Source organism: Streptomyces sp. NBC_00670 (assembly GCF_036226765.1).
Classification (GTDB): Bacteria; Actinomycetota; Actinomycetes; order Streptomycetales; family Streptomycetaceae; genus Streptomyces.
On sequence record NZ_CP109017.1, the window covers coordinates 6,986,153 to 7,012,991 of the forward strand.

Annotated in this window: 46 protein-coding genes; 5 read left to right on the plus strand and 41 right to left on the minus strand. The window is 72.0% G+C overall.

What is annotated here, in order from left to right; all coding sequences use genetic code 11:
- Positions 1-129 precede the first annotated feature (129 nt).
- A complete protein-coding gene (locus OIE12_RS30685) occupies positions 130-351 on the plus strand; it encodes a hypothetical protein (RefSeq protein WP_329140988.1) in 222 nt (73 codons plus the stop codon).
- 255 nt (positions 352-606) lie between these two features.
- On the opposite strand, the gene OIE12_RS30690 is transcribed toward OIE12_RS30685, so the two are convergent.
- From OIE12_RS30690 to OIE12_RS30885, 40 genes are all read right to left on the minus strand, one after another.
- Positions 607-1,419: a DUF3800 domain-containing protein gene (locus OIE12_RS30690; protein WP_329140990.1), complete on the minus strand. Its 813-nt coding sequence runs from the start codon at positions 1,417-1,419 to the stop codon at positions 607-609.
- 436 nt (positions 1,420-1,855) lie between these two features.
- Positions 1,856-2,326, minus strand: a complete 471-nt coding sequence (locus OIE12_RS30695; RefSeq protein ID WP_329140992.1) for a hypothetical protein — start codon at positions 2,324-2,326, stop codon at positions 1,856-1,858.
- A gap of 335 nt (positions 2,327-2,661) precedes the next feature.
- Positions 2,662-2,970, minus strand: coding sequence for a hypothetical protein (locus OIE12_RS30700; protein ID WP_329140994.1), 309 nt, complete (start codon positions 2,968-2,970; stop codon positions 2,662-2,664).
- Positions 2,963-3,172, minus strand: coding sequence for a hypothetical protein (locus OIE12_RS30705; RefSeq protein ID WP_329140996.1), 210 nt, complete (start codon positions 3,170-3,172; stop codon positions 2,963-2,965). The genes OIE12_RS30700 and OIE12_RS30705 overlap by 8 nt, the downstream gene beginning before the upstream one ends.
- 30 nt (positions 3,173-3,202) lie before the next feature.
- Positions 3,203-3,568 (minus strand): hypothetical protein, encoded by a 366-nt coding sequence (locus tag OIE12_RS30710; protein WP_329140997.1) that lies wholly within the window; start codon positions 3,566-3,568, stop codon positions 3,203-3,205.
- Between the two features lie 2 nt (positions 3,569-3,570).
- Complete coding sequence (locus OIE12_RS30715) at positions 3,571-4,050, minus strand: hypothetical protein (RefSeq protein ID WP_329140999.1); 480 nt, start codon at positions 4,048-4,050, stop codon at positions 3,571-3,573.
- Complete coding sequence (locus tag OIE12_RS30720) at positions 4,047-4,229, minus strand: hypothetical protein (protein ID WP_329141002.1); 183 nt, start codon at positions 4,227-4,229, stop codon at positions 4,047-4,049. The genes OIE12_RS30715 and OIE12_RS30720 overlap by 4 nt, the downstream gene beginning before the upstream one ends.
- On the minus strand, positions 4,226-4,819 hold the full coding sequence (locus tag OIE12_RS30725) for a 3'-5' exoribonuclease domain-containing protein (RefSeq protein ID WP_329141004.1): 594 nt from the start codon (positions 4,817-4,819) through the stop codon (positions 4,226-4,228). The genes OIE12_RS30720 and OIE12_RS30725 overlap by 4 nt, the downstream gene beginning before the upstream one ends.
- Entirely contained in the window at positions 4,816-6,321 is a 1,506-nt protein-coding gene (locus OIE12_RS30730; protein WP_329141006.1) for a hypothetical protein, read from the minus strand. Before OIE12_RS30730 ends, OIE12_RS30725 begins: the two co-directional genes overlap by 4 nt.
- On the minus strand, positions 6,318-6,764 hold the full coding sequence (locus OIE12_RS30735) for a hypothetical protein (RefSeq protein WP_329141007.1): 447 nt from the start codon (positions 6,762-6,764) through the stop codon (positions 6,318-6,320). Before OIE12_RS30735 ends, OIE12_RS30730 begins: the two co-directional genes overlap by 4 nt.
- Positions 6,761-7,042, minus strand: a complete 282-nt coding sequence (locus OIE12_RS30740; RefSeq protein WP_329141009.1) for a hypothetical protein — start codon at positions 7,040-7,042, stop codon at positions 6,761-6,763. The genes OIE12_RS30735 and OIE12_RS30740 overlap by 4 nt, the downstream gene beginning before the upstream one ends.
- Entirely contained in the window at positions 7,039-7,308 is a 270-nt protein-coding gene (locus tag OIE12_RS30745) for a hypothetical protein (protein ID WP_329141011.1), read from the minus strand. The genes OIE12_RS30740 and OIE12_RS30745 overlap by 4 nt, the downstream gene beginning before the upstream one ends.
- A gap of 5 nt (positions 7,309-7,313) precedes the next feature.
- Positions 7,314-7,769 carry a hypothetical protein gene (locus OIE12_RS30750; protein WP_329141013.1) on the minus strand — a complete coding sequence of 152 codons (456 nt, stop codon included), beginning with the start codon at positions 7,767-7,769 and terminating at the stop codon, positions 7,314-7,316.
- Positions 7,766-8,116: a hypothetical protein gene (locus tag OIE12_RS30755; RefSeq protein ID WP_329141015.1), complete on the minus strand. Its 351-nt coding sequence runs from the start codon at positions 8,114-8,116 to the stop codon at positions 7,766-7,768. The genes OIE12_RS30750 and OIE12_RS30755 overlap by 4 nt, the downstream gene beginning before the upstream one ends.
- A 3-nt stretch (positions 8,117-8,119) precedes the next feature.
- Positions 8,120-8,428: a hypothetical protein gene (locus OIE12_RS30760; protein ID WP_329141017.1), complete on the minus strand. Its 309-nt coding sequence runs from the start codon at positions 8,426-8,428 to the stop codon at positions 8,120-8,122.
- A gap of 94 nt (positions 8,429-8,522) precedes the next feature.
- Positions 8,523-8,942 carry a hypothetical protein gene (locus OIE12_RS30765; RefSeq protein WP_329141019.1) on the minus strand — a complete coding sequence of 140 codons (420 nt, stop codon included), beginning with the start codon at positions 8,940-8,942 and terminating at the stop codon, positions 8,523-8,525.
- A 61-nt stretch (positions 8,943-9,003) separates the two neighbouring features.
- A complete protein-coding gene (locus OIE12_RS30770; protein WP_329141022.1) occupies positions 9,004-9,228 on the minus strand; it encodes a hypothetical protein in 225 nt (74 codons plus the stop codon).
- Positions 9,218-9,421, minus strand: coding sequence for a hypothetical protein (locus OIE12_RS30775; protein ID WP_329141024.1), 204 nt, complete (start codon positions 9,419-9,421; stop codon positions 9,218-9,220). Before OIE12_RS30775 ends, OIE12_RS30770 begins: the two co-directional genes overlap by 11 nt.
- Complete coding sequence (locus tag OIE12_RS30780) at positions 9,418-10,722, minus strand: zinc finger domain-containing protein (RefSeq protein WP_329141026.1); 1,305 nt, start codon at positions 10,720-10,722, stop codon at positions 9,418-9,420. Before OIE12_RS30780 ends, OIE12_RS30775 begins: the two co-directional genes overlap by 4 nt.
- Before the next feature lie 21 nt (positions 10,723-10,743).
- Complete coding sequence (locus tag OIE12_RS30785; RefSeq protein WP_329141028.1) at positions 10,744-11,424, minus strand: hypothetical protein; 681 nt, start codon at positions 11,422-11,424, stop codon at positions 10,744-10,746.
- On the minus strand, positions 11,424-12,674 hold the full coding sequence (locus OIE12_RS30790) for an N-6 DNA methylase (RefSeq protein ID WP_329141029.1): 1,251 nt from the start codon (positions 12,672-12,674) through the stop codon (positions 11,424-11,426). The genes OIE12_RS30785 and OIE12_RS30790 overlap by 1 nt, the downstream gene beginning before the upstream one ends.
- On the minus strand, positions 12,671-13,597 hold the full coding sequence (locus OIE12_RS30795) for a hypothetical protein (protein WP_329141031.1): 927 nt from the start codon (positions 13,595-13,597) through the stop codon (positions 12,671-12,673). Before OIE12_RS30795 ends, OIE12_RS30790 begins: the two co-directional genes overlap by 4 nt.
- 202 nt (positions 13,598-13,799) lie before the next feature.
- Positions 13,800-14,336 (minus strand): hypothetical protein, encoded by a 537-nt coding sequence (locus OIE12_RS30800; protein WP_329141033.1) that lies wholly within the window; start codon positions 14,334-14,336, stop codon positions 13,800-13,802.
- Complete coding sequence (locus tag OIE12_RS30805; RefSeq protein ID WP_329141035.1) at positions 14,333-14,590, minus strand: hypothetical protein; 258 nt, start codon at positions 14,588-14,590, stop codon at positions 14,333-14,335. The genes OIE12_RS30800 and OIE12_RS30805 overlap by 4 nt, the downstream gene beginning before the upstream one ends.
- 14 nt (positions 14,591-14,604) lie before the next feature.
- Positions 14,605-14,934 (minus strand): hypothetical protein, encoded by a 330-nt coding sequence (locus OIE12_RS30810; protein ID WP_329141037.1) that lies wholly within the window; start codon positions 14,932-14,934, stop codon positions 14,605-14,607.
- Positions 14,931-15,245: a zinc finger domain-containing protein gene (locus OIE12_RS30815; protein WP_329141039.1), complete on the minus strand. Its 315-nt coding sequence runs from the start codon at positions 15,243-15,245 to the stop codon at positions 14,931-14,933. The genes OIE12_RS30810 and OIE12_RS30815 overlap by 4 nt, the downstream gene beginning before the upstream one ends.
- A gap of 15 nt (positions 15,246-15,260) precedes the next feature.
- Positions 15,261-16,562 (minus strand): zinc finger domain-containing protein, encoded by a 1,302-nt coding sequence (locus tag OIE12_RS30820; RefSeq protein WP_329141040.1) that lies wholly within the window; start codon positions 16,560-16,562, stop codon positions 15,261-15,263.
- Between the two features lie 95 nt (positions 16,563-16,657).
- Positions 16,658-16,975, minus strand: a complete 318-nt coding sequence (locus tag OIE12_RS30825; protein ID WP_329141042.1) for a hypothetical protein — start codon at positions 16,973-16,975, stop codon at positions 16,658-16,660.
- Positions 16,972-17,289 carry a WhiB family transcriptional regulator gene (locus tag OIE12_RS30830; protein WP_329141044.1) on the minus strand — a complete coding sequence of 106 codons (318 nt, stop codon included), beginning with the start codon at positions 17,287-17,289 and terminating at the stop codon, positions 16,972-16,974. The genes OIE12_RS30825 and OIE12_RS30830 overlap by 4 nt, the downstream gene beginning before the upstream one ends.
- A complete protein-coding gene (locus OIE12_RS30835; RefSeq protein WP_329141047.1) occupies positions 17,290-17,742 on the minus strand; it encodes a hypothetical protein in 453 nt (150 codons plus the stop codon).
- 2 nt (positions 17,743-17,744) lie between these two features.
- On the minus strand, positions 17,745-17,996 hold the full coding sequence (locus OIE12_RS30840; RefSeq protein WP_329141049.1) for a hypothetical protein: 252 nt from the start codon (positions 17,994-17,996) through the stop codon (positions 17,745-17,747).
- Positions 17,993-18,277, minus strand: a complete 285-nt coding sequence (locus OIE12_RS30845) for a hypothetical protein (RefSeq protein ID WP_329141051.1) — start codon at positions 18,275-18,277, stop codon at positions 17,993-17,995. Before OIE12_RS30845 ends, OIE12_RS30840 begins: the two co-directional genes overlap by 4 nt.
- Positions 18,277-18,891 carry a hypothetical protein gene (locus tag OIE12_RS30850; RefSeq protein ID WP_329141053.1) on the minus strand — a complete coding sequence of 205 codons (615 nt, stop codon included), beginning with the start codon at positions 18,889-18,891 and terminating at the stop codon, positions 18,277-18,279. The genes OIE12_RS30845 and OIE12_RS30850 overlap by 1 nt, the downstream gene beginning before the upstream one ends.
- Entirely contained in the window at positions 18,888-19,499 is a 612-nt protein-coding gene (locus OIE12_RS30855) for a hypothetical protein (protein WP_329141055.1), read from the minus strand. Before OIE12_RS30855 ends, OIE12_RS30850 begins: the two co-directional genes overlap by 4 nt.
- Entirely contained in the window at positions 19,496-19,915 is a 420-nt protein-coding gene (locus tag OIE12_RS30860; protein WP_329141057.1) for a hypothetical protein, read from the minus strand. The genes OIE12_RS30855 and OIE12_RS30860 overlap by 4 nt, the downstream gene beginning before the upstream one ends.
- The gene (locus OIE12_RS30865) at positions 19,912-20,523 is read right to left on the minus strand and encodes a hypothetical protein (protein WP_329141059.1); all 612 of its coding nucleotides are present in this window, start codon (positions 20,521-20,523) and stop codon (positions 19,912-19,914) included. Before OIE12_RS30865 ends, OIE12_RS30860 begins: the two co-directional genes overlap by 4 nt.
- Positions 20,520-21,626, minus strand: coding sequence for a BN159_2729 family protein (locus OIE12_RS30870; protein WP_329141060.1), 1,107 nt, complete (start codon positions 21,624-21,626; stop codon positions 20,520-20,522). Before OIE12_RS30870 ends, OIE12_RS30865 begins: the two co-directional genes overlap by 4 nt.
- The gene (locus OIE12_RS30875; RefSeq protein ID WP_329141062.1) at positions 21,623-22,225 is read right to left on the minus strand and encodes an RNA polymerase sigma factor; all 603 of its coding nucleotides are present in this window, start codon (positions 22,223-22,225) and stop codon (positions 21,623-21,625) included. The genes OIE12_RS30870 and OIE12_RS30875 overlap by 4 nt, the downstream gene beginning before the upstream one ends.
- Positions 22,226-22,323: 98 nt before the next feature.
- A complete protein-coding gene (locus OIE12_RS30880) occupies positions 22,324-22,656 on the minus strand; it encodes a helix-turn-helix domain-containing protein (RefSeq protein ID WP_329141064.1) in 333 nt (110 codons plus the stop codon).
- Complete coding sequence (locus OIE12_RS30885; RefSeq protein ID WP_329141066.1) at positions 22,653-22,883, minus strand: helix-turn-helix domain-containing protein; 231 nt, start codon at positions 22,881-22,883, stop codon at positions 22,653-22,655. Before OIE12_RS30885 ends, OIE12_RS30880 begins: the two co-directional genes overlap by 4 nt.
- Positions 22,884-23,125: 242 nt before the next feature.
- On the opposite strand from OIE12_RS30885, the gene OIE12_RS30890 reads away from it, so the two are divergent.
- Positions 23,126-23,608, plus strand: a complete 483-nt coding sequence (locus OIE12_RS30890; RefSeq protein ID WP_329141067.1) for a transcriptional regulator — start codon at positions 23,126-23,128, stop codon at positions 23,606-23,608.
- Positions 23,609-23,611: 3 nt separating this feature from the next.
- A complete protein-coding gene (locus OIE12_RS30895; RefSeq protein ID WP_329141069.1) occupies positions 23,612-24,190 on the plus strand; it encodes a hypothetical protein in 579 nt (192 codons plus the stop codon).
- A gap of 102 nt (positions 24,191-24,292) precedes the next feature.
- Here the strand turns inward: OIE12_RS30895 and OIE12_RS30900 are convergent, their stop codons facing one another.
- Positions 24,293-25,573, minus strand: a complete 1,281-nt coding sequence (locus tag OIE12_RS30900) for a tyrosine-type recombinase/integrase (protein ID WP_329141071.1) — start codon at positions 25,571-25,573, stop codon at positions 24,293-24,295.
- 427 nt (positions 25,574-26,000) lie between these two features.
- On the opposite strand from OIE12_RS30900, the gene OIE12_RS30905 reads away from it, so the two are divergent.
- Together OIE12_RS30905 and OIE12_RS30910 are read left to right on the plus strand one after the other, a co-directional pair.
- Positions 26,001-26,513, plus strand: a complete 513-nt coding sequence (locus tag OIE12_RS30905; RefSeq protein ID WP_329141073.1) for a YbaB/EbfC family nucleoid-associated protein — start codon at positions 26,001-26,003, stop codon at positions 26,511-26,513.
- The gene (locus tag OIE12_RS30910) at positions 26,510-26,839 is read left to right on the plus strand and encodes a hypothetical protein (RefSeq protein ID WP_329141075.1); all 330 of its coding nucleotides are present in this window, start codon (positions 26,510-26,512) and stop codon (positions 26,837-26,839) included. The genes OIE12_RS30905 and OIE12_RS30910 overlap by 4 nt, the downstream gene beginning before the upstream one ends.

Here is a 26,839-nt window from a genome sequence, read left to right on the forward strand (position 1 = left end):
CGGAGTGCCCGCCCCCTATGTCTCAGGGGGCGGGCACTCGGCGCGTCGGGTGGGCGGTGGTCTCGTCATGCCGCCTGTGCGGGCTAGCCCGGCATGCGGTCGCGCGCGGGCCGCTCCACGCTGGAAGGTATGACGTCCGCGACGCCCGTGATCGTGTACCCGCCCGGCGAAGGCGGCGGCCGGCGCGTCCGGGTCGACGGGACGATTCTCGGACTGGCGTACAGCGTCCGCGACGTCGCCGCGTTCCTCCAGGAAGCCGGGCTGCAGAACTGGGACGAGATGGACGTCGTCCGGTCCGCCCTGATCGACTGGCGGGGCGGCGGCCCGGACATCTGGGAACCATCTGTGTAGTCCGAACGGCGCAGCCAGCCCTGGCTAGCCTGTCAGTGGCGGGGGCGCTGCGGGCGGCCGAAACCATTCGGGGAGAGAGTGAAATCACCATTCGTGATTGACTTGCAATGGGCGATCAAGAATTCCGCAGGGTAGGGTACAAAGCAGAGACGGAGCCTCTTGGTGGGCTGCCGGGATCAGGTCGGAACCAGGCAACTGGATCCTCCACCGCATGGTGGCAGTGGCCCCCGGAGCCCTCCAAGAGGCTCCGTTGCGTTACGGAATGGCCCACTTCTTCCACCAGCAGCGCGTGGTCACGAACGACGTACCACCCATCACCTTCACGCCGTAACCGAGCAGCATGCCAGACGGCGACCTGTACAGCTGGTGCTTGCACAGCAGCAGGTTCTCCGCGCAGTCCTCATCGTTCGCCGGGCCTGTGAGCGCGCAGTTGAGGAGGCCGGCATGGATGTCGGCCAGCTGCACGCCGTCCCAGTCCGTTCCGGTCCACGTGGGAGGCCACTTGATGTGCTCCCATGGCACGCCCCAGGTCTGGACGTGTCCCTGACGGACCCAGTCGAGATAGTTGGCCGTCTCCGCGTGGTCCATCCCTCTTACAGCGCCGAGCCTGACGACGGCCAGGCGCGGGCCGCCCTCCCATCGCGCAGCGGCATGAGCCACGCGCTCGAGGAGGTAACGGGTGGTGTAGTTGTAGAAGCGGACGCCGTCCTGCATTCCGTCCCACGCGCGTACTTCGTCTTTCGGGACGATGACGTGGATGACCTTCGCGGAGGGCATGCTGGCGAGGGTCCTGGCTGCGGCGACGCGGCGCTCCGGGCGCTTGCGCTTGAAGTGGTCGACCCAGTGGAGCGGAGTCGTGCTCTCGGGTCGGCTGGAGTGGATGAGGGCCCGCAGGCCGCCGGCAGCGACCTTGACGCTCCAGTGGTCCTCGGCGGGGACCATGAGGGCGCACATGGCGAAGAACGGCGAGCTGGAGGTGCTGAAGCCGCGGTCGCCGGTCTCGTCAACGTACACGTTGAGCTTGGGGAGCGAGCCGGCCTCGGAGAGGCTCAGCCGCTTGCGGGTCACCGGGGGCGTCCGCTGCTGGGAGCGCGCCTGGGCACGCTACGGTTGTGTTCCACCACGGGAGGGTCGTCTCCTCTGGTCCTGCTCTCGGCGGACTACGCAACCGCCGGGAGCATTTCTCTTCCCTTCGCGGACCGATGGTTCGCCCCCAGAACGAACACGATCTGCTGTCCGCACGCTACACCGAAGAGCGGACTTGTCGGGTAGCTCCTTTGTGGCACCAAGCCTTGACCTGCGCCTTTGCGTCGCCGGGTGTCACCGATACAGCTAGGCGACTGATGGAGCGCCAGCTTTCGACCCTCGGGGCTCGACAAAATGTACGGTGACACGCTCGATGTGTTCGGGCGGGTTGGCGTGCATCTCCGCGTCACTGGTGTGGCGGCCGCAGCGCTGCGCCTCGTCAGTGGCCGGTGCGTGCTCGTCAGCCGGACGTGCTCGGTCAGCGGGGGGCCGGTGCTGCGGCGGCCACTGCGGCGGCGAGGGCGATCCAGCCTTTGTGCCATGCCTGGTCCAGAAGAGGGCCGGCCTGCAGATCGCGGGTGAGCCATCCGGAGTGTCCGGTGCTGTGGGCGAAGCGGACAAGGAGCGGGGCATCGTCGCCCTCCTCACGCCAGTGACTGGCGCAGCGGTCGGCGACGTAGTGGGTGGCGGCGGACAGCGCGAGCCCTGCTGCTGCGCGGCGCCAGGACATTCGAAGACCGAAGGCGCCGTTCGCCGCGGCGATCGCGAGGGCTTGGGTGGTGGTGTATCCGGCGACGTGGCGGAGGCAGGCGGCGACGCCCTCGCGACCGGGCTTGCCCTTGTCGACGGCGTCGATGTCCCGCTGCGCCCAGTAGTCGCCGACCTCGTGAGCTGCGGTCAGGACTGCGTACAGGACAGCGAAGCGGACGGCCGGGGTGGTTGCAGGCATGGGTGGGTTGCTCCTCTTTTCGGGTGGGCGGTGTGCCCCAGAATGCTGGGACAGCGGAGGCTGGTCTGGGCCTCAGGACCAGACCAGCCGTGTCATGAGCCACAGGGAGCCCTGCGGTGTTGGTCATGTCGTTGTGCAGCATTCGGCGCGCCATCCCGCCGGTATGTGGAGGCGGATCCGGATGCCGGCAGGAAAGGGTTCGCCGCAGACGGCGCAGCCACCTGCGTAGAGAGCGGTGAACCACGGCCGGTCATGGGGCGTCTCGAGCGGCGCGGCGGCCGGTGGGCGGCAGTGCGCGCACATGGCCTCCTCGAGATCGGTGAACTCGCAGCGACTCACCGGTGCGCTCTTCTGCCGGGGCCGCCGGGCGCCACGGTGAGGCGCTGCGCCATGTCTGCAGCTTCGATCGGGCATGGGGTGTCCCGGGGACACGGCTCGTCGCGGGCCTGCATGCATAGTTCGAGGCTGCGTCGGCCAGAGGTGAAGCTGGGGTCGGCCCAGTCCTCGTCCGGAGAGCGGGCGACGACCCAATCGGGGCCGACGGCTTCGATGATGACGCAGTGGTAGTGGTCGCGACCGAAGGCGCCGTAGGCGAAGCCGTGGACGACGTCGTCTACCGCGAGAGGGCGGCGCAGCTCAGGCACTGGAGCCTCCGACAGGCGTGGGAACGGGGCTGTGGTCGGTGCTCGTCTCCGGGCGCGCGGTGAGGAAGGCGTACGCCGCGGCGAGGTCCCTGAGCGCGGCTGCGCCCTCCCGGGGAGTCTGCGTCTTGGCTCCGGTGATGTGGTAGCGGATCGCGGCGAGCAGTTCGTCGCGCACCTGGTCCTCGGCGGGCTGAGTGGGCATGGACATTCGTTTCCTCCGGGGTGGGGTCGGTTAGCGGCGCTTGGGCGGTCCGTACGGGGACTGCCACGCGGGTCGGTCCTGGCGGCGGACCGGCATTCCTTCCTGGTTCACGAGCCCGAGTTGATCGAGTGCTTCCGCGGCGTGCCGCGCGGTCCGGCTCAGCGCTCGCATCTGGGGCATGAGGACTCGCCGGATGTCGGTGATGAGCTGTCCCGTGCGCTGGGCGGCTTCCTGGGCGGCGAGTCGCGCCTCCTCGAGGACGAGGGGCGTGTACTGGTCAGGGGTCAGTCCGAGTGCTACGCGTCGCACCGCGAGGTGGGCCTTGATCGGGGGGATGCCGACCCGGATCGCGACGCGGGTGACGAGGAGGTCGTGTACTCGGGGTGACTCGAGCATGGTCAGCCGTTCTTCTCGGTGGGGTCGTTGAGCGCGGCGTCGAGGGGGATGAGCTGCTTGTCCAACCAACGGGCGACGCTGGTCCCGAGTGGTGGCCCGCCAGCGGCCTTGAGGTCGGCGAGGGCCTGGCGTGCCCGCTCGAGCGTCGCGGCGGCTGACCCGTCTGTGGGGATGGCGCGGACGGCGTATCCGGGGAGGCCGAGTCCGAAGTCGGGGTCGGCGGATGCCGGGCGGAGTGGGGCGGACATGACTGTCTCGTCGATGTTGCACGTGGGGTGGGCGGGTGAGAGGCCGGCGGGGAGGCCGGTCCAGCGGAACGGCTCGTCGCAGTCGCGGCAGTTGACGCGGATGTCTGCGGAGTAGCCGCGGACGGTGGGGTCGTCGTCGGAGACGGTGAGCCGGTTGACCGCGACGTAGGCGTCGAAGTTCTCGTGCGGGCAGGCGCGGTCGGGATCGGCGCTGATGTGTGGTTGTTCGGTCATGAGGGGTCCTTGGGCTGGAGGGCGGTGCGGATCTCGTGGGCGAAGTCGCGCAGGGGCTGTTGGCGGCGGTGGTCGACGACGGGTGCGTTGAGGACGTCGTCGACCAGGCGCAGGGCGTGGTCGATGGCCTTGCCGCGGTCGGCGTAGGCGTCGAGGAGTGCGTCGGTGCGGTGGCTCACAGTGCTAGCCCTTGGTGGGCGAGGTCGTCGAGGAAGCGGGCCCGGGTGAGGTTGTGGCGGGCGTCGGCGAGGGCGTTGTGTTCGCCGTCCGGCTGTTCCGGCATGCGCGGGTTGCCCAGTCGCTGGCATTCCTGGCGCAGGTCGTTGGTCCACATCGGGATGCCGTCGGGCAGGCTGATCATCCGGCCGAAGAGCTGCGCGAGGGCGACGTGGTCGTAGGCGCCGTACCAGGCCCACAGCTCCACGTCCGGCCCGGCGGCCGCGATGAAGTCGCGGACGGCGTTGCGGATCATCCGTCGGGGCATGACGACGTTGCTCGTCATGTCGAGGTTGAAGAAGCCCCGGTAGGCCCCGGTGTCCGACAGCCGGCCGTGTCCCTTCCTCCCGCCCGTGGTGTGCAGGGGGAGGTGGGGGACGACGTTCTCCATCAGCCACTGGTGGTTGCAGATCCGGCCGTTGAGTGGGTCCGCGCTGATCTCCTCGTTGACGGCGTACAGCTCGCGGCCGTCCTCGGTGACCATGCCGATGCTGATCAGGTCGATGGTGCGGCCGTCCTCAAGGAACTCGGTGTCGTAGAAAATGCGGGTCATGTCTGCTCCTGGAGCTTTTTCTGCTTGTGGCACGGGCAGAGGCACAGCGCGGCGCAGACCTTGCAGCACGCGGGGGCCTTGGTGCCGGCGTTGCCGGTCGGGCTGGCGCAGTATTCGTGGCCGGTGCGGCCGTCGGGCAGGATCGTGTCGCCGTGGAGGCAGCCGGTGGAGAGGTAGACGTGTCCGGCCGGGCGTTCCTGGTGGGCGAGGGCCTCGCGGAGGCGGGCTGCCCACCGGCGGGCTGCGGGGTCGGTTTCCATCTCGGTGATGACGTTGCGGAGCAGGTGGACGATGGCCTCGGCGTCGCTCTCGCAGCAGTGTTCGGGCCCCTCCCACATGCGCCTGCAGCTCTTGCACCACGCGTGCTCGTCGCCGAGCTCGAGGCGTTCCTGCAGCACGTTCAGGACGGTGGCCGCCATGTGGCTGTCCCAGTCCTCACCGTCGCTGCCCAGTGGTCCGGGCTCGCGCCAGGTCCCGCAGACGCAGGGCGCGTTGCCGTCGGCGTCCGCCTCGGCGCGGTCGGCGCTGAGGTGATGGGCGCGCGTTGCCTCCGCGAACTGCTCGAGAAGCCGCGCTGCTGAGGGGAGGAGGGCGCGGTTCTGCTTGGCGGTGTCTGCGGCGAGTTGCCGGGCGCAGCGGGCGCCCTTCAGCCACTCCCGCACGTCGCCGGTCGTGACCGGACGCTGCTCCCGGTCGGCGATGTCACAGCACTCTCCGACATACTCCAGTGCGTCCTGGGCGCGGTAGAGGTCGAGGCCGAGCTCGTCGACGAGGGCACGGGCCTCGTCACCGGTGAGTTCGGCCGGGTCGGTCGCTTGGGTCGCTGCGGGGAGGAGCGTGGCCCAGCTGCGGACTGTGTCCGCCAGGCGTTCGGCGACCGGGGCGTTGTCCTTCTGGGTTTCGGCGTAGAGGGCGAGTCTGTCGGCGACTTCCTCGTAGACGTCCGGGCGGGTGGGTGGGGCGGTGGGGTGGCCGGCGAGGTCGTCGGCGGCGCACATGGCGATGTAGGCGTCCGCGCGGTAGGCGGTCCGGTCGTCCGGGTGCGCGTCGGTCCAGCGGCAGCCCGGGTTCCAGTATTCGTAGATGCGTGCGGCGAACGCGTCACGCCGCTCCGCGAACGCGCGGTCGCGGAGTTGCTGGGTGGTGAGCCAGTCGGTCAGGGCCGCCCGGAGAGAGGCGGCCTGGGGGACGTTGAGGATCGTGTCCGGGTTGCTGGTGGAGAGGCGGAGCCAGGGCCAGGGGCGGTCGTCGCAGGGGCCGTCGTCGCGGGCGTCGCGGGTGATGTGGGAGGGGACGAGGGCGAGTTGGACGTCGCCGCCGCGCGGGTCAGTGGGAGCGGGGACGATGTGGGAGCCGCGGTAGAGGTAGGGGAGGGTGGGCTGGCCGCAGTTGCAGGGCTGGTTGGGGTCGTGGACGCGGAGGGTGGGGGTGAGGTCGCGCCAGATGGTGCAGGTCTGGGTGTGCTCGCCGTCCAGGACGAGGATGGTGGCCCACACGCTCATGAGTGGCCTTTCGGTTCGCGGTAGTCCTCGGTCAGGGCGAGGCGGCCGGTTTTCAGAGCCCACCAGCCGGCGCAGATGAGCTCGCCGAGCGGGTAGGACTTGCTCGCGCCGGCGGGCTGGAAGGTGCCCAGCGGCTCGTAGCTGCCGCCGTAGCCCTTGGTCATGCCGTGGTGGCACCAGAACGGCGCGTCGACGGGGAGTTGGGCGCCGTTGGCCTCGAGCTCCGGTGAGCCGGCCCGGAACGCGCAGTCGCCGCAGGCGCGGCGCATGACGCCGGGCGGGACCGGGGCAGGGGTGAGCTCCGCCTCGTCCCAGCCACCGACGTCGTTGGTGAGGCCGACGCCGTTGCAGTGCAGACACCGGCCCTGTGTCTCACCCATGTCACCGTCCGTGCAGTACGGGCACCGCCAGCGGTAGACGACGACCTGGTCCTGCCCGCTCACCGCGCACCACGCCTTCCCGGGCGGGGGTGGCAGAGGGCGTCGTGGAGGAGCGCCGTGTCCCGGTGGTGGCGTGCGCGGGCGGCGTACCAGCGTGCTGCCTGGCGCAGGTCGACGAGTTCGCCCTGCTCGACGATCGCGGCGAGCGGGACCAGGGAACTCGCCCCGTAGGCGAGGGCAGCCCACAGGGGGCCGTTGAGGGCTTCGAGGACGGTGGTCCAGGTGAGCCAGAGGCTGGTCAGGATGTAGAGGCAGCACAAGGCCCGGTCGTGCCATCTCACGGTCGCTCCCGGGGGTGGTTGAGTGCGCGGGCGACCTCGAGGGCGGCGGACAGGTCGCAGATCTCGGGGCTGCACCAGCTGTTGCACTCCTCGTGCGCCGGCGCGGCCTCCTGGTTGCTGGCGATGACGGCGTCCAGCAGCGTGGCGAGGGGCTCGCGGGCGCGGAGAAGCGCTGCGACGGCCGGTGCCGCAGTCAGGGTGGCGCCGACGGGGCGTACCGCGCGCAGTGCCTCGGCCGCGCGGCTGATCTCTTCGAAGGGGGTCAACGGGGTCACCTGGGGCTGTGGGGGGTGAGGAGTCGGTGCTGCCAGGCCAGGGCGACGGCATGGGCTGGGCTGGCGGCGCCGAGGAGACGCATCGCACGGAGCCGGTAGTCGACGGACTCGGCCTGGCCGATGCCGAGGTGGTGCGCGGCCTGGTCGTGAGACATGCCGGCGGCGAGGCACTCCAGCGCGCGGACGAGTTCCCTGGGCATCTGCAGAGATCGGCTGGCCGTGACCGCGAGGTCGGGGAACTCCTGCTCGTCGAAGTGGCCGAGGAGGTATGCCTGGTGGACGAGCGCGGGGTACGGGTGCGCTGTGGCCGGGAGACGTCGGGCGGCGCGGGCGGCGTACTGGCGAACGCACCGGGAGCTGACCTCGAGGATGAGCCCGATCCGGCGGCTGTTGAGACCGCGGGCGAGCCCGGCGATGACCCGGACCTGTGCCGGGGAGAACACGGGGTTCACGGGTACGTCACTCCCATCGCCTGGGCGAGGGCCGCGCGGGCGTTGTCGATGACCGGGCCGGGCTCGGCGGGCCCCGGGCGCTCCTGGGGCTTGGTGGTGAGGACTGCGCGCGCCACGGCGAGAGCGCGTCGGCCGACGACCTCGTGCCAGCCCGGGGCCGTGGGGGTTTCCAGGCGGGCGATCTCGGCCTCGAGCCACGTGGCGACGGGTTCACGGATGCGGAGCAGGACGGCGACCAGGGCCAGGAGTTCCTGGTTGTTGCTGTCGAGGCGGCCTCTGGCGGCGCCAGTGGTGTCGCGCAGGACAGCGACAGCGGCGCGGAGCTCCTCGAGTGGGCTGACGGACATGGGCTACTCCGGTGCGGGGGTGGGGGAAGGGGCGGTCGGTGCGATGGCGCAGTGGCTCGGTCCGCTGCCGGTGAACCAGGCGGTGCCCGGCATGTCGCACATGATCGTTGCGGGGTGCCGGTCGACGAAGTCGTAGACGTCGGTGACCTGGTCCATGTGGCTGTCGCATACCAGCGAGAAGTGGCCGCGCGGCGCGAGCAGCCACGCGATGTGCCAGGCGGCCTGTTCCTCGCAGGAGAGGCTCGGCGGGGTGCTGGCCTGGCAGCGCAGCTCGCCGCTGCGAGGGGTGGGATTCCTCGGTGGTGTCCTCACGAAAGCGGGCCCCCTTCTTGGCAGTTGGTGGTTTCCGGGCCGGCCCCGGCTCGCCCCCGTGTTGAGGGCGGGCCGGGCACCCGCGAGGGACGGGTCAGGGCTGCGCGTCCACGGGGGCGGGCGCGGGGTCGGTGGTGAGGGAGGCGAGGACGCTGCGGGCCGAGGCGAGGTACTGCTGCTGCTCGGCGGCGGGCAGCTGGGCGTACGGAGCGCTCTGGCGGCCGAGGAGACGGTCGTGGGCGGCCAGGACCCGGGCGGCGTCCTCCACGGCCACGGTGGCGGGCCGGTCGGTCTCGTAGCTGATGACGATCTCGGTCTCACCCGGCCAGAACGCGATCGCGTTGTCGGCCAGGGCACCGTTCTCGGGCATGCCGGCCGTCTCCCGGTAGGCACGCTCGGCCGCCCGCCAGGCCTTGCCGACGGCCGCGTGGAGCGCGCCGTACGCGGGGTCGACCGGGACCGCGTACTCGCGGCGCGTGACGGTAATGACACGTTCGGTGAAGGGCTGGGGCATCAGTGAATCTCCGTGGTTGACGAGGGTTGAAGGCGGTCGGGTGACCGGGTGTCGGCTGGTCCTAGTCGCCGTGGGGTGCGGTGTCGGGCGTGGGCGCGGTGCGGAGCACGGTGCGGTAGGCCCACCACTGGGCTATCAGTCCGCTGGCGCACGCGGTGCCGGCGAACCCGAGGAACAGGCCGGCCTGGTCGGCGGCACCGGCGACCAGGCCGGCAGCGCCGAGGACGATGCTCACGTTGCTGAACGCGCGGACCACGCCAACGTTCCGCGTGCGGTCAGTGCTCACCGGCGCTCCCCGCTGGCTCGTCCCCGGCGTCCCGGCTCGAGGCGCCCCGGCGGCGGCGCAGGAGAGCGCGGAGCGCGATGTACAGCAGCAGGCACGTCCCGGCCACGACCGCCAGGACGACGCCGGCGAGCACGCCGACGTACACGCAGGCGAGCAGGACGACAAGCATGAACGCGGTGATGGGGTCCGTCATGCCTCGAGCTCCCCGTCCGCAGCCGACGGCGTCCCGGCGGTGAGAGCCGCCAGCGATTCCGTGCCGTGAGCCGTGACGTGCCCGCACGGCCACGGGTCCCAGCGGTGACCCGGCGGGGCGGGCTGCGGGTCCGCCTCGTACCCGGCGCTCGTGATGCGTTCCACGGCCGCGTCCCGGTGGGCGGCGCAGGCGTAGATCGTGCCGTGATGGGTGCCCAGCGCTCCCGGGCCCGGAGTGCTGGCTGCTACGAGGAGAGAGGCGCCCGCGTCGCACTGCCAACCGGTGTGTCCGTCCGCCGCCGCCTGTCCCGGCGTGAGGCGCAACTTCTCGGCGTAGCGGCGGGTGGAGACCTTCACGGTCCAGGCGCCGGCCGGCTGCGTCTCCTTCGCGGGCGTGTGTACCGGGCACTCGGGGTGCGGAAGGGTCCCGCCGCATTCGCAGGTCTGGAGCTGCGCCTCCTTCGCGCGCGCGGCCGGACCAGCGGGCCCGTCGGGGTTCGCCTGCTGCACTACCCGGGCCTGCCGCAGGATGCCCAGCGTCCATTCCCGGTCCCCCCACGCGCGCTGCTGCGTCTGCGCCCGCCTGATCTGGCTGTCGATCGCTTCGATGCTGGCGTGCTCGAAGAACTCGGGGCGCAGGCGGTCGATGCGCGCCGGGTCTTCGGTCGGGGTGGTGGGCTGTTCGTCGGCCATCAGCGCGGAGAGGATCAGCCCTCGGTACTCCAGGGCGGTGCGCCCGGCGACGGCTTCGGTCTCCAGCACGGTGCGCACGCGAGCGAGGGCGTCCGGGGTGGGCTGTTCGTCAGCCAGCCGTCGCAGCCCGGCCACCACGTCGCGGACCGTTTCGTGCCGAATGCGGGCGTCTTCATTCAGCTCGCCGTTCGCCCGGTCGTAGGCCTCGTTCTGGTCCGTGAGTTGGGCGTACTGGTCGGCGGCTTCCCGGAGTGCGGCGGCGCGCACGACGGCCCGGTCGCCGGTCTCACCAGCCTCCTCAGCCTCGGCGCGCTGCTCGGCGAACGTGGCGGCGGGGTCGGGCCCGTTGCAGCCGAACTGCTCGCGGATCGGGCCCGTGTGGCGGGGGTCGGTGCACAGCCGCGCGGACGGAAGGCTGGCGTCCTCGGGCGCGGCGGCGGCCTTGGCTTCAGCGTGCTGTAGGGCCAGGCTCCGGGTGCGGTGCACGTCGTGGCGACGCACGCGGGTGCCGCTGTGTGAGGTGCACAGGCTGCCGGGTTGGGCGCCGCAGGTGTCGCATGCGACGGCGAGCGCGGGCAGGGTCTGGGCGGGTGTGGGTTGCTCGGTCATGGTCGTGGCCTTTCGGTTGACTCAGGCGGTGGGCTGGTCGTTGCGGGTGGGCCACCACTGCTCGTGCTTGTCCTGGCGGCACAGCGCGCACAGGTCGCCGTGCCACGTTGCCGAGCCGCACTCCCCGCACAGCGAGCTCGGGCGTTCCGGCGGGGCGCCGCCCTGCATCACCGCCGCACAGTCCGGGCAGACGCCGACGGGCAGCGGGGCACCGGGGCGGGTCTCGATGAGGTCGTTGGGGACGACGGCCATCAGGTCGCAGGCGGTCGGGGCGAGGACACCGGGCTCCGGGCGGGGGAAGACGGCCGGCACGGGGAGGATGTGCCGGTAGTCCGGGCTGGCGCTGGCGTAGGGACTGTGAGGGTTCGGCGAGAGCCGGGGTTCCTCGCCCGGGGCCTGCGGGTCCGGGCCGACCGGCATCGGCAGGGCGCCCAGCTCGCGGACTGCGGTCGGCACGTCGGTGATCGGGTGGGCCGCCCGGTACTCGCTCTCGGGGATCACGTCGACGTGGGCGAGCGCGATGCAGGCGGGGTGTCCGTCGACCCAGACGACGTCGGAGTGCCCTCCCAGACCCTGCGCCTTGCTGCGGGTGCGGGTCACGAGGCGCTCGCAGTCGGGGTCGTCCTCGGGGCGGGCGCCGGGGTAGGCGACGACGGGGGTCCCGACCGGGTAGCGGGCGTTCCACTCGGCGATGGTGGTCATCAGGGAGTACTCCTCGGAGAAGGGTGGGTGGGCGCTTGGCGCGGTGTCAGTAGCTGTCTGAACTGGTGAAATTTCTCGTCTCGTGTGCCGTGGACGTCGGCGTAGCGGACGGTCGCGGCGGTCTGCGGGGCCGGGCCTGCGCGTCGGGAGAAGACAGCCGCGCAGACGGGGAGGGTGACGCAGGGGAAGATGCGGGTGCGGCCCGGAGGTGCCTTGCCTTCCGGCGTCAGGTCGACGATGAAGCCGCGGTCCGCTGCCGCGCGCAGAGCAGCCCGCATGCCCTCGAACGCGCTCCCCTTCAGCCACGCGTTAGGGGTGACGTAGGCGATCGCGGCCGGGCCCATCCTGGCCTCGAAGGCGGCCCAGACCGCCCACCGCCAGAAGTACAGGTAGAGGTTGGCCAGGACGTACTCGCGTCGTCCCTGGCCCGGAGTCCGGAACTCGTCCATCGACGGCCGCCACAGTTCGTCGGCAGCCCGTTCCTGCCCGGGCCGAGGCCGGCGCGCCTCGAGCCACGGCGCGGCGCCCGCAGCCTGGGCGCGGTAGGGCGGGTTGCCCACGACGGCCAGTGGGCCGGTGCGGTCGGTGAGAGCGGGAGGCCGGGTGCCGGTGAGGGCGTCGCCGACAATGATGTTCCGGTCGAGCCAGGTGATCGGCACCATGCCGCTGGTCTCCAGCCAGCAGGCGCTGCGGGCGACGTCGACGGCGACGGGGTCGGTGTCGATGCCGTGCACGCAGCAGGCCATGACGTCTGCCATGACCGTCCGGACCGTGAGCGGCGCCGGTTCCTGTGTTCCGTAGAGCAGTCCGGCGTACGCCGTGGCGAGCACCCGGGCTGCGGCGACGAGGAACACGCCGCCACCGCATGCCGGGTCCAGGACGGTGACGGCCAGGACGTCGCGGGGGTCGTCGTCGAGCGCGAGATCCGTGATCTCGCTCAGGGCGGCCTGCGTGAGCGGGTGGGCGATCTCGGCCGGGGTGTACCAGGCGCCGGCCGCGCTGCGGTCCGCACCTGCGAGGAGTTCCTCGCGGAGCGTGCCGAGCTCCACCGCTCCCCATGTGGCCAGGTCGCCGGCGTCGTTGAGGATTTTCGTCGCACGGTCGGCGGCGTCGCGGGGCAGCGTGATCGGCCAGGGGGCGGCCATGTTGCGGGCGCGGGCGGCCGCGTTGACGGCCAGGCGGAGGATCTGCCGGTGTCCGTCCGCGCCGGGCGCCTCGTCGGCAAGGGCCTGCAGGTGGGTTGTCTTCATACGGGCTCCTGGTCCGGGACGGGGAGCCGCTTGCCGGACAGCAGTCGGGAGATGTAGGAGTCGGAGACCGCGAAGTCGGCGGCGATCGCGGTGATCGTCGTGCCGTCGGCTCGGCGGGTGCGGATGTCGGCGAGTTGGGAGACGGTGATCCGGCGGCGCGGTACCGCCCCGTTGGCCCGGTCGCGTTCCCGTGTGTCGTCGGTGGCCGCCTGCGTGCACGGCGGGCACCGGCAGGCGTGGTTGGTGTAGGTGGAGGCGCGGCCGTGCACGAGCTCGGGCACGGGGCGGCCGCCGGTGCGGCGTCGTACGGCTTGCGTGGCCGGCCGCCGCCTGCTTGCCGAGGGGACGGTGGCGGACCGGTTGCCGAATCGGCGGTCGACGCCCCACGGACGCGATGCCGTTTCTCCCTCGTGCCACCACCGCAGGAACCGGCGGCGCGCTTGGAAGATCAGCACGCGGAACGTGCTCGGTGTCACACCGAGGCGTACGGCCGCCTCGCGGTAGTCGCCGACGGTGGCGAGCATGGTGAGCGCGTCCTGCTGGCGCGGCGTCAGTCGCGGCCAGATCTGGGCGACGGCCAGGCGCTCCACGACACCTGGTTCGGGCGACTGGGGGTTGGTGACCGTCCAGTAGGCGTGGAACCGCGGCATTGGTGCGCCGTAGACGTGGGTGGAACGCCCGTGGGTGCGCATCTCGGCGCTGACGCGGGCGTCGTTCGCGCGGCGGCCTGCGGTGAACAGTTCCTGCCGGGTGGGTGGCTGGTCGGCGCTGAGCAGGTACTCGGTGATCCCGAACCACACCGCGTCGTACCGCTCCTCGATGTCGGCCGCTGTGTGCCAGCGGTCGGTTCGCAGCACGTACCGGGCCATGCGCTGCAGGTCCCGCATGGTGTAGCCGTGCGCGACCGGGGTGTCGGCGGTCATGGCGCCTCCGGTCGGTATGCGGGCATCGGGAGGTACTCCTCGGGGATGGCGAGTTGGTGGGGGCTGATGGGGATGGGGCGGCGCCTGCGGGATCGCTGTGTGCTGCCGCGCAGGCGCCGGCGCCGTTTGCGTCGGCAGCCCGCGCCCAGGCCGTCCGGGCTCGGCCGGCGCAGTGGCGTGTCGCAGTCGCGGCAGCGGGCGGTCATGCCGCAGGTCCCCCTGCCATCGGCGGCGGGACCGCGAGACCGACGGCCGTCGGCGCTGCGGTCGTGGGGCCGAAGAGGGTGTGGAGGACGGCGCCGAGGCAGACGCGTTCCGACTCGTCCAGGAGGTGGTCGTGGGCGATGCAGGCGGGGTGCTCGCAGCCGTCGACGACGCGGCCGGCGGGCTCGCGGCCGTGGCCGAGGGTGTAGGAGAGGCGCCGGGCGAGGTGATACCGGCCGTCGTGCAGGAAGATCGGCTGGCGGTAGGAGTCGAGATCGCCGAGCCACTGGGCGTGCCCGTCGGCCAGGTGCCGCACCTGCCCCCACAGCGCCTCCTCCAGGCTGCACAGGACGCGGTCCTTCCTGGCGGTGCGGGGGCGAATCCCGGTCTGCCGGCGGACCGCGGCGACGTCCTGCGGCGCGACGCCCAGCATGTGGGTGATCTCGTCGTCCCACCGGCCGACGCGGATGTGCGCGGCGATGTCTGCCCGGGTGCGGACGGCGAGCCGATCCACCTCGTGGAACTGGTGGTTCACGCGCGTCCCCGTTCGTCGACGAGCTGCTCGGCGAGGCGCCGGAGAGCGCCGTCGCTGCTGGCCAGGTCGCGGCGGGCTGTCGCGAGGGCGGTGATGACGCGGGTGAGCCGGTGCCGGAGGTTGTCGGTCGTGCGGGCGGCGGCCCGCTCGAGGCGGCGGCGGTCGAGTTCGGCCGTGGTGCAGGCGTCGTTGTAGCGCTGCTGCCAGCGGGCCTCGACGGCGCGGAGGTGTCTGGTGGTGGTCAACCCGAACATGTGCGGGCTCCCTTTCAGCGTGGTGGGGTGCGGCGGTTGCGGCGCCGGTCGTCGAGCCGGATGACTCCCGCCGGGAGGGCGAGGGGCAGCTGCTCCTGGCGGCCGGCGGCGCAGGCGGCCGGATGGGGCATGTGGAGGCGTTCCAGGCCCCACCGCGGGCGTTCGGCGGTGACCGTGCGGGAGAGGTAGGCGCCGGTGCCGTCGCGGTGCACCGCGGTGTTCCCCGCGGGGTCCGGGTCCGGGCTGACGGCCAGGGTGCGGCCGCCCGGGGTGGTCGAGCCGGGCTGGGTCCGTGTCCACAGCACCCGCTGGCGGCAGCGGGGGCAGCGGCCGTATCCGTTCACGGCCGGCCTCCCGGGATGTCGCGGGAGGCGGCCTCGAGAGCCTCGGCGTGGGCGGTGTGGGCGGCCTGGACCCGGTCGGGGTCGGCACCCGGCACCATCCGGCCCACGGAGTCCGGGATCGCGCACGGAGTCCCGGCGGGGGCGTGGCAGGCGGGGCAGTCGGTGGAGGCGACCACCCACACCTCGACACGGCCCGGATGGGAGGTGGGTCGCGGTCTGCGGAGGGTGGTGCAGGGCTCGTCGGCCTGGGCGTGGCACCAGGCGCATGCGTGCTCGAGCTCGGGCTGTCTGCGGTAGGCACGTGAGGTCATGGGTCATCACCGTCGTCAGGTTCCGGTGCTGGTGGTCGGGGGCTGGTGGGCGTGGTCGTGGGCGGCGCGGGCGGCGTCGATGCGCCGGGGGTGGGCGTCGCGCCAGGGGCGGCCGTCGCCGCGCAGGCACGGGGAGCCGGCCGGTGCGCCGCAGTCCGGGCATGCGGTACGGGTGACGGACCAGGCCATGGCGCGGACGGGGTGGACGTCGTCACGGGCGCCGGGACGGACGTCGCAGGCCGCGCCGGGGCGGGCTTTGCACTGCGGGCAGGCGGCGGCGACCTCCGGCCGATCCCGTTCGGCGGGTGCGGGCTGCCCGGGGTGGCCGCCCGGGGCGGCGTCGAGAGCGGCGAGCTCCGGCCCGACGAGCGCGATGCCGAACAGCTCGAGCGCCCTCACGCGGCCCTGGTGCTGCAGGACCCAGCGGATGTCCTCCGGGGTGGCGGTGGCGCGGATCGTCTCGAGGTCCAGGCCGGGCACCGCCAGGAGCAGCGGCGGCTGACTCGCCCCCTGCACCGGAGGCGTGCTGCGGGAGCGGGTGCCGCGCGGGGCCGGGACGACGTGGAGCGCGGGCTGCGGCAGCGTGCCGCTGCCGTCGCCGGGGGCGTTCGCGCGCGCGTCCTGTGGTTGCTCACCGGCGCCCGTTGGATCTTTGTCGAGGCGTTTGTCCCCCCGCAGGGGGGAACTACTTTGTTCCCCCCCGGCGGGAACGGGTTCCGGAACCCGTTCCGCGTCGGGTTCCGCACCCGTTCCGGAACGGGTTCCGGCCTTTCCGGAACCCCCGGCGGGAACGGGTTCCGGAACCCCGGCAGGGAACGGGTTCCGGCCCTCCTGGTCCCCGTTCCGCGTCGGGGTCCGGAACCCGTTCCGCACCGGGTTCCCCTCCACGGGCACCCGCTCCTCCTCGACAGCGGCGAGCATCTCCTTGATCTCCTTCTCCTTGATCGCCGCCTTCCGCCGCGCCTGCCGCGTGTCCGTGTACAGGTGCATGTGCGCGTCCCAGTCCAGACGCCCGCCCAGCGGCACGATCAGCTGGTACGCGGAGGACGTGTTCGGCCGGCGCCTGCGGCGCAGGAGCCCGACGGCCATGAGGACCCGCACCGCGCGGGTGACGGTCTCCTCGCTGCACCCGGCGACCCGGGCGATCGTCGGCGCCGCCGGAGTCGAGTTCGTGCCGTCGGAGTCCGCGTAGACCGCGATGACCCAGCCGATGTGCACGATTCTCGACACGTCGATCCGGCCGATGCGCTTGGCCTCGTCACGCGTCAGGTTCAGCCACGCGGTACGAATCGCCTGGGTCGGCTTCTCCTCGCTCACGTCAGGGATTCCCGGGGTGCGGATGCGGATGCGGTCACGGGGGTGGCTCCGATCTCCGAAGGGACAGAACAGGTGAAGACGACGGGCAGCGGGCGCTAGCGGTGGCGGTCCCGCTCGGCGGCCTGCGCCGCCCGGTAGACGGCCGGGCTGGAGCGGCGCTTGCCGGAGGCGACCGCCCGCTCGTCGGCGAGCGAGGACGCGGCCTGCGGGGAGGGCGTCGACCAGGCGCCGGCCGGGAGCCCGGGCCCGGGCGGCGACTCCGGCCGCCCGGCCAGCGCCGCCGGGGTATGCAGCGGACACCGCAGCCCCTGCTGATACGGCCGCACGCCCTCAGCGGCGCGGCAGTACCGGTCCTCCGCGCCGATCCAGTGCCCGCACTCCGGCCGCCCGCCGCCACGCCCGAGGCCGCTCATTCGGGCACCTCGTGCGCGGGCTCGTCGGTCGCGGCCTCCAGGCGGCGCTGGTGGACGAGCAGGCGGCGCTGGTGGACGAGCGCGGTCCGCTCCCGCCGGTCCAGGCCACCGGCGACACCCCACCGGTCCCCGACCCGGTCCTCGTAGCGCAGGATGTCCTCGAGGCACTGCTCCCGCACCGTGCACAGCACGTTGCAGACCCGCTTCGCCTCCGTCTCCTCGGCGCCCTTCGTGAAGAAGAGGTCCGGGTCACTGGAGGTGCAGGCCGCGTCCATCACCCACCCGCGCCCGAGCGGGCTGTCGCTGCCCGGCATTCAGTTCGCCCCCAAGGAGGCCGCCGCAGCGTCCAGTTGAGCAGCAATATCGACGGTGCTGCAGCGGTCCAGGCCGTCAGCCAGATGCCCCCCGGCCACGCACCACCGGTACACACACGTCGACAGCACCAGCCCGACAGCCAGGTGACCCCGCTCGAGGCTGTACGCCACACGGCGGGCGGTCAGGTTCTTCCCCCGGTGAGAGAGCACCGGCGTCAGGTCCTGCGTCCGAGGGCCCCGCCACAGCAGATGCCCACCGGGCACGGACACGGTCTGCCGGGCGAACCGCCGGCCGAGCGTCTCACCCCGCTCCCGCGGCTGCGCCAGCTCCAGCGCCTCGCGGATCGTGGTGACAGTCCGACGCCTCATGCCCAGCCGGACAGCAATCTGACTGTCCGTCAGGTCCGCTTTCACCAGCGGGCGGACGTCCGCCGGACCGAACACTTCGGCCATGCTCACCTCCGGTGCTCGCCACGGGACTGCCGTGGCACGAACGGACGAGGGTGGGGGGCCTGCCCCCGGCCGAAGCCGGGGGCAGGCAGCGGGCGACGGGCCCGGCCGGCGGGGTGACGGGCGAGCGCCGCACCCAGGTCGCGCTCGTCGTCGACCACCTCGGTGTAGGGGTTCAGACGCGAGACGGAGCAGGCGATGAGCACGGCTACTGCGCCGGTCCAGAGCAGGCCAAGGACCACCCATGCCCAGATCACGAGCCCTCCTCTTCCGTCCGGGCACCCGCCTGCCGGAGGTCGGCGCGGGCCCGGGCAATCGCCGCGCAGCGGCCCGGGCAGTACCAGTGCGCCGGCGCACCGTCACGGCCGCCGCGCACCCGGACCATCCCGGGCACCGGCGCCCGCCCGGCGGGCTTACCGCAGGCATCCACCGCGCACTCCTCGACGACCGCGCCCTGCGCGGCCGGGATCGCCGTGGTGCGGCGGCGGCCGGTGAATCCGCCGCCGTTCCAGTCCTTCGACGCCTTCGAGACGGCCATCAGCTGCCACCGCCCTCAGCCTCGAGCTGGGCGGCGATCCACTTGGCGGCCGCCGCGACCGTACGCAGGGGCTTGTCCCCGCTGGCACGCGTCCAGTTCAGGCGGGCGTACTTGCCGGGGGCGGGCAGGGCCCCGGCCTCCCACATGGTGCCGCCGCGCTTGCCTCGGCGCTGCGTGATGATGCCGACGACGTCGGCCTCGGTCACCTGCTTCACACCGGTACGGGTGACGACGTAGTCGTACGGCTCGTCGCTGCTGAGGCGGCCGAAGCTCAGCCAGGGCTCGCCCGGCCACAGCAGCAGCCCGGCCATGGCGCGGGGCTTCTGTCCGTAGCCCCAGGTGGTGTTGGCCGTCATGCCCTCGCCCACCGATACGTCCTCACCGCGGACGAGGATGGCGGCCTGGCAGGAGCGGCAGACGATCCGCACCGTGGTGCGCTCGTACCGGTTGCCGTGACCGCACTCCTCGTTCGGGCAGGTGTGCGGCTCGCCGCTGTACCTCTTGCGGAGCTCATCGCGGTCGGTCCGAACGTCGACCGACCAGGCGGGCCGCTCGCACCCGGCGAGGTGCTTGAGGTCCTCCCAGCCCAGGTACGTCTCCAGGGCGGTCGTCACTGGCCACCGCCGATGTGGACGGGGCGGCCGTCGCGGACGATCGTCAGCCGGTGTGGGCCGGCCTCCATCCACACCTCGGCGAGCGGGTCGGCGCTTTCCTCGGTGGCGTACCAGGCGCCGGTCACCTCGGCCCCGTCGCCGGAGGCCTCCGGCAGGGTGTGGGCGAGGAGCTGCATGCTCAGCATCCCGTGCTCCGCCGGGCCGACGATGTACGTCTCGCCGTACGCGGCGCGGCCGGTGCGGCCCTCGTAGTGGATGTGGACCAGGTCGCCGGGGCGGGCCGGGTACCAGGAGGCCGAGGTCAGCGTGTGGTGCCCCGACCTGAGCGCGCTCAGCTCACCGCCAAGGTCCCGGGCCCGTTTGGCGTCCTCGGCCGTCTGCAGCGGGCTCTGCGGGGGCAGCTCGTCACCGCGCCCGTACAGTGCCTTCGCGATCCGCTCGGCGACACCGACCGGGCTGCCGGTCCACGTGTCCTCCAAGGGCGGAGCGCCGACCCTGCGGGTCGTGTGGGTCACGGTGACGGTGGTGGCGGCCTGCACGGCGCCCGGCACGAGGGCGGTCAGGGTTTCCGCGATGGTGCGGACGGACCAGTGGCGTCGTCGTGTCATCGGGCGTCACCGCTCTCGAGCACCGCGTCGTCCTGCACGGGCGGGGCGGCCAGGAGGCGTCCGAGGTCGACGAGGCTGGCCACCGGGCTGATCCGGGCCTGCCCGCAGGCGGTGCAGGGCTGTACCAGCTCGAGCGCGCCGTCCAGCTCGCTGACGTCGTACCGGTAGCGCAGGTACTCGGGGCGGTCGGGCGCGAGGTGCGCGGTGGCCTGCTCGATGGACTCCGGCAGGCCCTCGGGGCCGCTGTACTCCCACTCCAGTCCGGCGGCGTCGGCGGGTGCGAGGGTGACGTCCGCGAGTTTGCCGACGTACTCGAGGAACTCGGTGCGGGACTGGGCGAACTCCTCGGCCTGCATGGCCTCGTGGGTCAGCCCGTGCTCGCGGTAGTGGTGCAGGGCCTGGTCGATGAGGGTCATACGGTCACCTCGACGGTCTGGGGCTGGTACTGGGCGGCGATCCATGCGGCAGCGGCGGGGATGGTGCGCAGGTCGCTGGTGCGGCGGGCCCAGCGGAGCTGGTCGTCGCCGTGGGGGCCGGTGGGGTCGGCGACGGCGCTGGCCTGCCAGCGCGGGTGTCCGCCGGCGGTGCGGTGGCGGCTGATCGTCCCGGCGACGTCCTCCGCCTCGGTGGGGCGCAGCGGGGTGCGGGTGACCAGCCAGTCGCGGGGCTCGTCGTCGTGCCCGGGGAGGGTCTGCTCGCCGGGCCACAGCCACACGCCCTCGGTCTCCAGGGGCTGCTGGCCGTAGCCGAGGAGCGTGGTGGTGGTGCGGCCGACGCCGACGTCCTCGCCGCTGACCGTGTGGACCACGCCGCACCCGGTGCACACCAGCCGCACCGTGAACCGGCGGAAGGCCGCGTCGTGTCCGCAGTCGGGGGCGGGGCAGGCGTGGGGCTCGTCGCCGACCAGGAGGCGGCCACGCCGCCCCCGGTCGATCTTCAGCTGGGGTTCCCAGCCGGGCTGGGTGCAGCCCGGCTCGTGGGCGAAACCGGCCCAGCCGAGGTAGAGGTCGCGGACGATGTTCACGCCTGCCCCCCGGTCGCGGCCTGGGCCGGGGTGTTCGAGGGCAGGGCGATCGGGCGCAGCGGGCCGTAGGTCATGACGACGGCGTTGAGGGGATACAGCGGGCCCTCGCTGCCACGGGCGACGAGCATCGGCATGCCGCTGTTGTCCTGGTACTGGCCGAGGTGGACCCACACGCGGCCGGTGCGGTCGATCTGGCCCCGGCCGAGGTCGTAGATCCGGCCCCACAGGTAGTGCGGGGCGGTCGCGGCCGCCTGCGCCTCCTGCAGCAGCCGGGGCACCTCGTAGGCGGTGAGGCGGGCCTGCACACCGTCGACGTGGCCGGTGGCCACCTGGGTGTCCCGCACGGTGCGCGTCGCGACGGCACCGGCCCCGCCGATCACGGACAGCCAGTGCTCCCAGTCGTCCAGGCACGCGGCGCGGATGACGATGGCGACGTGCTCGCTGTCCCAGGTGAGGGAGCGCAGCTCGAGCCGGTCGCGGCTCGTGTCACGCAGCTGCCTGCACACCATGGACGTTCGTGGGGGCACCGGCTGCGCACCCGGCGACGGTTCGGCGTCCGCCGACAGCCGGGCGGCGGCCGGGCGCGGACTGGGCACCCGTCCGGTCACCTGCTCGATGCCCATCGGCGGCGTCGGGGCGGGCTCCACGGCCTCGGCGCGGGCAGCATGGCGGACGGGGACCACGACGGCGCCCCGCAGGACCCGCACCGGCGGCGCCGGAACCTCAGCAGGCGCCTCCTCCTTCACGGGTTCCCGCTCGGCGGCGGTCTCGACGCGCTCCGCCTCGATGGGCACGGGCGCGGCGTCGGCGCGGATCAGGCCGTTGCGGTGCAGGGCCGTCGCGACCCGTACCGCGACCTCGCTCGGGTACCCGCACTCGCCGGTGATCGTCTCGACCGTGGCCCGGTATGCGGCGGGCAGATCACGGCGGGTCTCGACCTGGGCGCGGAGCCGCTCGAGGACGCCGGCGTCGCCGGGGCCGACGAGGCGCCCCTGCTGCTCCAGGTCGGCGACGAACCCGGCCGCCAGCAGACGCAGGCGCTCGGTGAGCTGGTGCTCGATGTCGCTCTCGGCCGTGGGGATGGAGTCAGGCGTGATCGTCATGCCGCCTCCCCCGCTTCCGCGAACTGGTGGCGCAGGATCGTCATGGCGCGCAAGGTGCGCGCCTTGACGCCGCCCACGGTGGTCCCGGCGAACTCCGCGGTCTCCTTCAGCGACATGCCGAGGAAGAAACGGCAGACGAGGACCAGGCGCTGGTTCTCGCACAGCTGCGCGACGGCCACGCGCAGTGCCTGCTCGGTCAGGGTGGCCATCACGCTGTCCTCGGCGGCCAGCGCGGAGATGTCGGCGGTGTCGGCGACGTCGGTGATCTCCGCGACCGCTGTGGTGCGGGACGTGGAGCACACCTTGTAGTGGTCGGCGATGCGGTGGCGGGCGATGGTGCACAGCCACGTCCGCAGCGGCTTCCCGGTCCAGCTGAACAAGCTGATCTTGCTCAGTGCGCGGAGGAAGACGTCCGCGGTGAGGTCCTCGGCGAGCTGGCGGTCCCGGCCCACACGCTGCAGGACGTAGCTGAGGACGAACGGGTGGTAGTGCCTGTAGAGGGCGGCGAATGCCTGGGTGTCGCCCTGCTGCGCGCGGACGATGAGGGCCCGCTCGCTCGTGTCGTCCCCCGGGGGTACGGCGTTAGCCTCTGTGATCAAGGCCGTCTCCGTTCATGAGTGGATGAACTGTGGTGGTCTGGTGATTGCGTGGGGTCGCCTCGGCCACTGGTCCTGGCTCGGGGTGGCCCCGCGTACGGTCAGCCCGTGGGCCGACGTCGGCGGCCGGCGGAGGGCCGGATGCTCGTCAGCGTCAGGACGGACGTCCCGGCCGACGGCGGCCCCTGCTCGGCGGGCGCCTGGGTGTCGAGCGGCGACACCTGGTGCATCTCCTTGATCCGGCGCACCTGCGCCGCGTCGAAGGACACCGCGCGGCCGAACTTGTGGTGCGGCAGGCGGGAGACGTTGTCCTCGATGAACCTCTTCTTGATGCCGAGGAGCTCGGCGAGCTCGGCGACGGAGTAGCACTTCAGGCTGCTGTCGACGAGGTAGGCGACGAGCGCGTCGACCGACTCGATCTGCGGGCCGCTCACGACGGTCCCGCCGTGGTGTCCTCGTGTACGAGGCTGTCGAGCCGGCCTCCGTACGCCCCGCGGAAGGCCCAGAGCGTCGGCAGGCTGGGCTCGATGGTCCCGGCGATGAGCCGGTAGACCGTGGACTCGCTGACACCCGCGCGCTTCGCGATGGCGGGGACCCCCTCGTCGCCGGCCGCCTTGGCCCGCTTGAAGAGGTGGGCCGAGTGCAGACGGAGCTTGGCCATTACACCCCCCAAAAAAATGATTACTTGCGTGCGTGCAACTTGCTCGCACAACTGCAACCTACGCAAGTTGCGTGCGTGCGCGCAAGTCACACGCCGAATCTCCGAGGGGTGGATTTTTTCGTGCGACCGCAACTGCGATCGCACCCGTGACCATGGAAGATGCCCGAATCAGCCATTGACCTGCAAAGATGCACGCATGCAAGTAGCGCGCGGGTTGCGTGCGTGCGCGCTACCCTCCGCTCATGCGGAGCATGGAGGACCACCCACACAGCGAGACTCAGGAGGAGCGCCGGGCCCGGGCCCGGCGCTTCGGCGCTTACCTCACCCGCGAGGCCACGCGGGCCGGCTACGACGTCCGGCCCCGCATGGGCGGCCGAAAACGACTGGCCGACGACCTCGGTCTCAACCTCACAACCGTGAGCCGGACCCTCGACGGCGGATCGATTCCCCTGCCCTCTCAAATGCAGAGATGGGCCAAAACACTGGGCGTCGACCAGCGGGAGATGCTGGTGCAGGGCGGGCTGCTGCCCGATTCGGAAGAAGGTAACGAACCGGCCATTCAAGAGGTAATCTCTCGTTCAATCACCCCGGACGAGGCAGCGGACGCCTGGGGGATCACCGATCCCACAATCCGCTCGATGCTCATCGGGAACATCCGGAACGCCATCCAGCTCCAGGAGGAGAAGGACGCGGCGGGGGGCCGGGGTGCAGTCGCAAGGGGGTAATACGTGGCGTACAGACTGGCAGTTCCGTCCGCAGTGGGATGCGCAGCGGGCGGGATACTCGCGGGGGACGGCATCTGGCGACACCACTGGGAGATCGCCGCCGTAGGCGTCGGACTCCTCACCGCAAGCACCGCCGGCCTGCTGGCCGCCGTCCTCTGGCACCTGCTCCGGGCATTCGAGCACCGCACCCGGCAGGACATGGGCCGCGTCGAACAGCAACGCCGCAGTCTCGACGCCGAGATGCGGGTACGCGAGGACGACCTCGCCAGACGGGAGGCCGCGCTCGACCGCCGCGCCCACACCAGCGCACTGCGGATCGAGGGCTACAAACGCTGCGTCGATGACGCCAGGACCCGCATGAGCGAGATCGTCGCGGAGAACGACCGTCTCATGCAGGAGCTCAGCGAGGTCACCGACGAGCGCAACCAGCTCGTCGTCGAGGAGATGCTGGCCGCCGCCGGCCGGTTCACCTCCCGCGGATACGGCCGCAGCCACGTCGCCGCCAGCAGCAGCAGTTGGCAGGTGATCCCGCAGCGGACACGGCGGGCCGAACTCCAGCCTGTCCGCAACCTCGACGCCTGACCCAGGCGAATCGATCCCTCGCACCTTGTGCCGAACCCTGGCACGCATGTCCGGGATGTGGCTGTACCCGACCGGCACAGCCACACCGGCCACCCCGACGTCCTACCCGACGCTGCGCAGCCTCGGCCGCTCGCCCGGCAACGCCGCCTCGATGGTTGCCATCGCGTTGTCGTCGGCCTCGGGCAGCAGGTGCCCGTACGTGTCGGATGTCGTCTGGATCGACTCATGCCCCAGCCGCCGCTGCACGTATGTCAGCGAGTGCCCGTGCGAGATCAGCAGAGCTGCGTGGCTGTGCCGCAGGTCATGCGGCGTCGGGTGCTTCTCGACCGGCAGGAGCCCCTTCTCCTTGGCCGCGCGGACCGCCTTGTGCCAGCGCCCGCTGAACGTTGAGTACGCCAGGTGCTGTCCGCGGTCGCCCGTCCACAGAAGTCCGTCGCGGGGCAGTCGGTCGACTCCCTGCTCCACCAGCGCCGCCACGACGGCAGCGCTGACCCTCAGCGTGCGCCGGCTACGCCTGCTCTTGGGTGTCCCGAGGTAGAACCCCGCGTCCTCCGCCTTCTTCCACGCCCTGCGTACCCGGATCCGTGGATTGGAGGTGTTCCGTCCGAGCAGTGCCATGGGGGCCAGCGCGGTGATCTCGCCCCAGCGCATCCCAGTGCCGTAGGCGACGGTGGTCAGAAGCTGGTCCGACCGCCGCTTCATGGACGAGATGACTCCGGCGACCTCCTGGGGGAGCAGGAACTCCATGGCCTCACTGTCGTCGCTGTCCGCGCCGCTGCCGTCGGTGTCCAGCCGTGGCAGACGAGTGGACTTGCACGGATTGCGCTCCCTGAGCGGAGGTTCCGCGGTCACCGCCTCGTTCAGGATGTTGGAGAGCAGACCGTGAAGGGTGCGGATCGTGTAGGGACTCATCGGGCGCAGGTTCTTCGCGACGCCGGACCTCGGAGTGCTTCCCCAGTGAACGAGGGTCTTCTCGAGCCCGATCACCCATTGGCGAACGGTGTCCTTGCTGATGTGCTCCGCGCTGCGGATGTCGCACTCGCCGAAGACGGGGTTGATCCAGCGTTCCAGGTTGCGGTGCTGGCGCTTGCGGCTGTTGCCTTCGATGCCCGTTTTGGTGTCGATCACCTTGGCGGCGAAGACGCGGAAGCGGAAGCGCTCCTCGTCAGCGGCGTCCGGAGCGACGTAGCCCTTGCCCTTGACCCAGCCCGGCGGCCACTGCTGGCCGGCCTCGTCGACTGCCTTCTTGAAGACGGTCGCGGACGTCTCGTCGTCGAAGCGTTCCGTCTGCACGTCGCCGCCCCGGCCGCCGCCGAGACGCCACTTGACCTGCCAGCTCGTGATCTCTTCGCGCTTGTTCTTGCGAGGGTGTACTGAAGCCATGCCCTCGACGCTAGGTAATCGTGTTCCCGCCGTGTTCCCGTTCAGGGAAACGATCACGGAAGGAATGAGTCATTTCCGCTGCTCAGAACACACTTGCGAGGAGTAGCCCGGAAGACAAAGGACGTGTCCTTCGTGGAGGAGAAGGGGGAGATGGGGGAGATGGGGGAGCAGGGACAGAAGGGGGAGCCGGGGGGACGGGGGGTGGAGGCGGTGGGGGCCTGACCCTCGCGAACAACCCCCGCCCGCCCGCAGCCGAACACGCACCGCAAGCACCCCCCGCCCCGGCGGCACCACCACACCGCCAGGTGAACGGGGGGTGAATACTTTGGCCGGTTTGCCGGCCGGGAAGGCCGCGTTCGTTCTGTCGTCACCGAAGCCGTTGACGATCACTCCGTCGACCGGGGACGACGGAGGGAGACCCGCGGTGATGAGTCGTCAGCAGCCGGAAGGGGATCGGGGCTTAAACCCCGACGACCCGCTGGCGCAGCGCCTCGCGCGCGCCCGCGCGGAGGTCGCCGCGGCCGAGGCCGCCGTCGCCCGCGCCGAGGAACGCCTGCGCGACTTCTCCGCCGTCGCGCTCTCCGAGGACGGCGCCGTCGAGGCCACCGTCGGCGCGCAGGGCGAACTCACCGGCCTGCGCTTCCTCCACGGCAAGTACCGCGACATGACCGGCACCGAACTCGGCGCCGCCGTCGTCGAGGCCGTACGCCAGGGCCGCGACCGCGCGGCCCAGGAAGCCGTACGGGTGTTCCGGCCGCTCACCGGCCCCACCGAGCGCGTCCCCGAACTGTCCGGCCTCGACGTCGACTGGGAGCGCTTCCTCAGCCGTCACGACGACGCCCCCGGACGCCCCGCACGCCCCCGTCCCTCGGCCGGCTCCCGTCTGCGGGACGAGATCCACGAGGACGGCGAACACGACACGGAGGGACCCCAGCGATGACCGGACCGGCCTACACCGCCGACTCCTCGCGCCTGATGGCCGGGAGCCGCGCCATCCACGAACTCGGCAGGGCCACCCACGCCCTCGCCTCCTCCGCGCACTTCGCGCTCTCCGACACCAGCTGGACCGGCGACGACGACTACGGACACCAGCTGCGCGCCAAGTTCGTGCAGACCCGTGACACCGTCCTCGGCACGCTGGACGCCGTCGCGGAGGGCGTGACCGCCATCGGCACCGGCACGATCGACAACCTGGGCAGCATCCTCGGCACCCAGCACGGTGTCATGGAGAGCATCGCCGACCAGGCCCGCGGCGGCCGTTCGTAA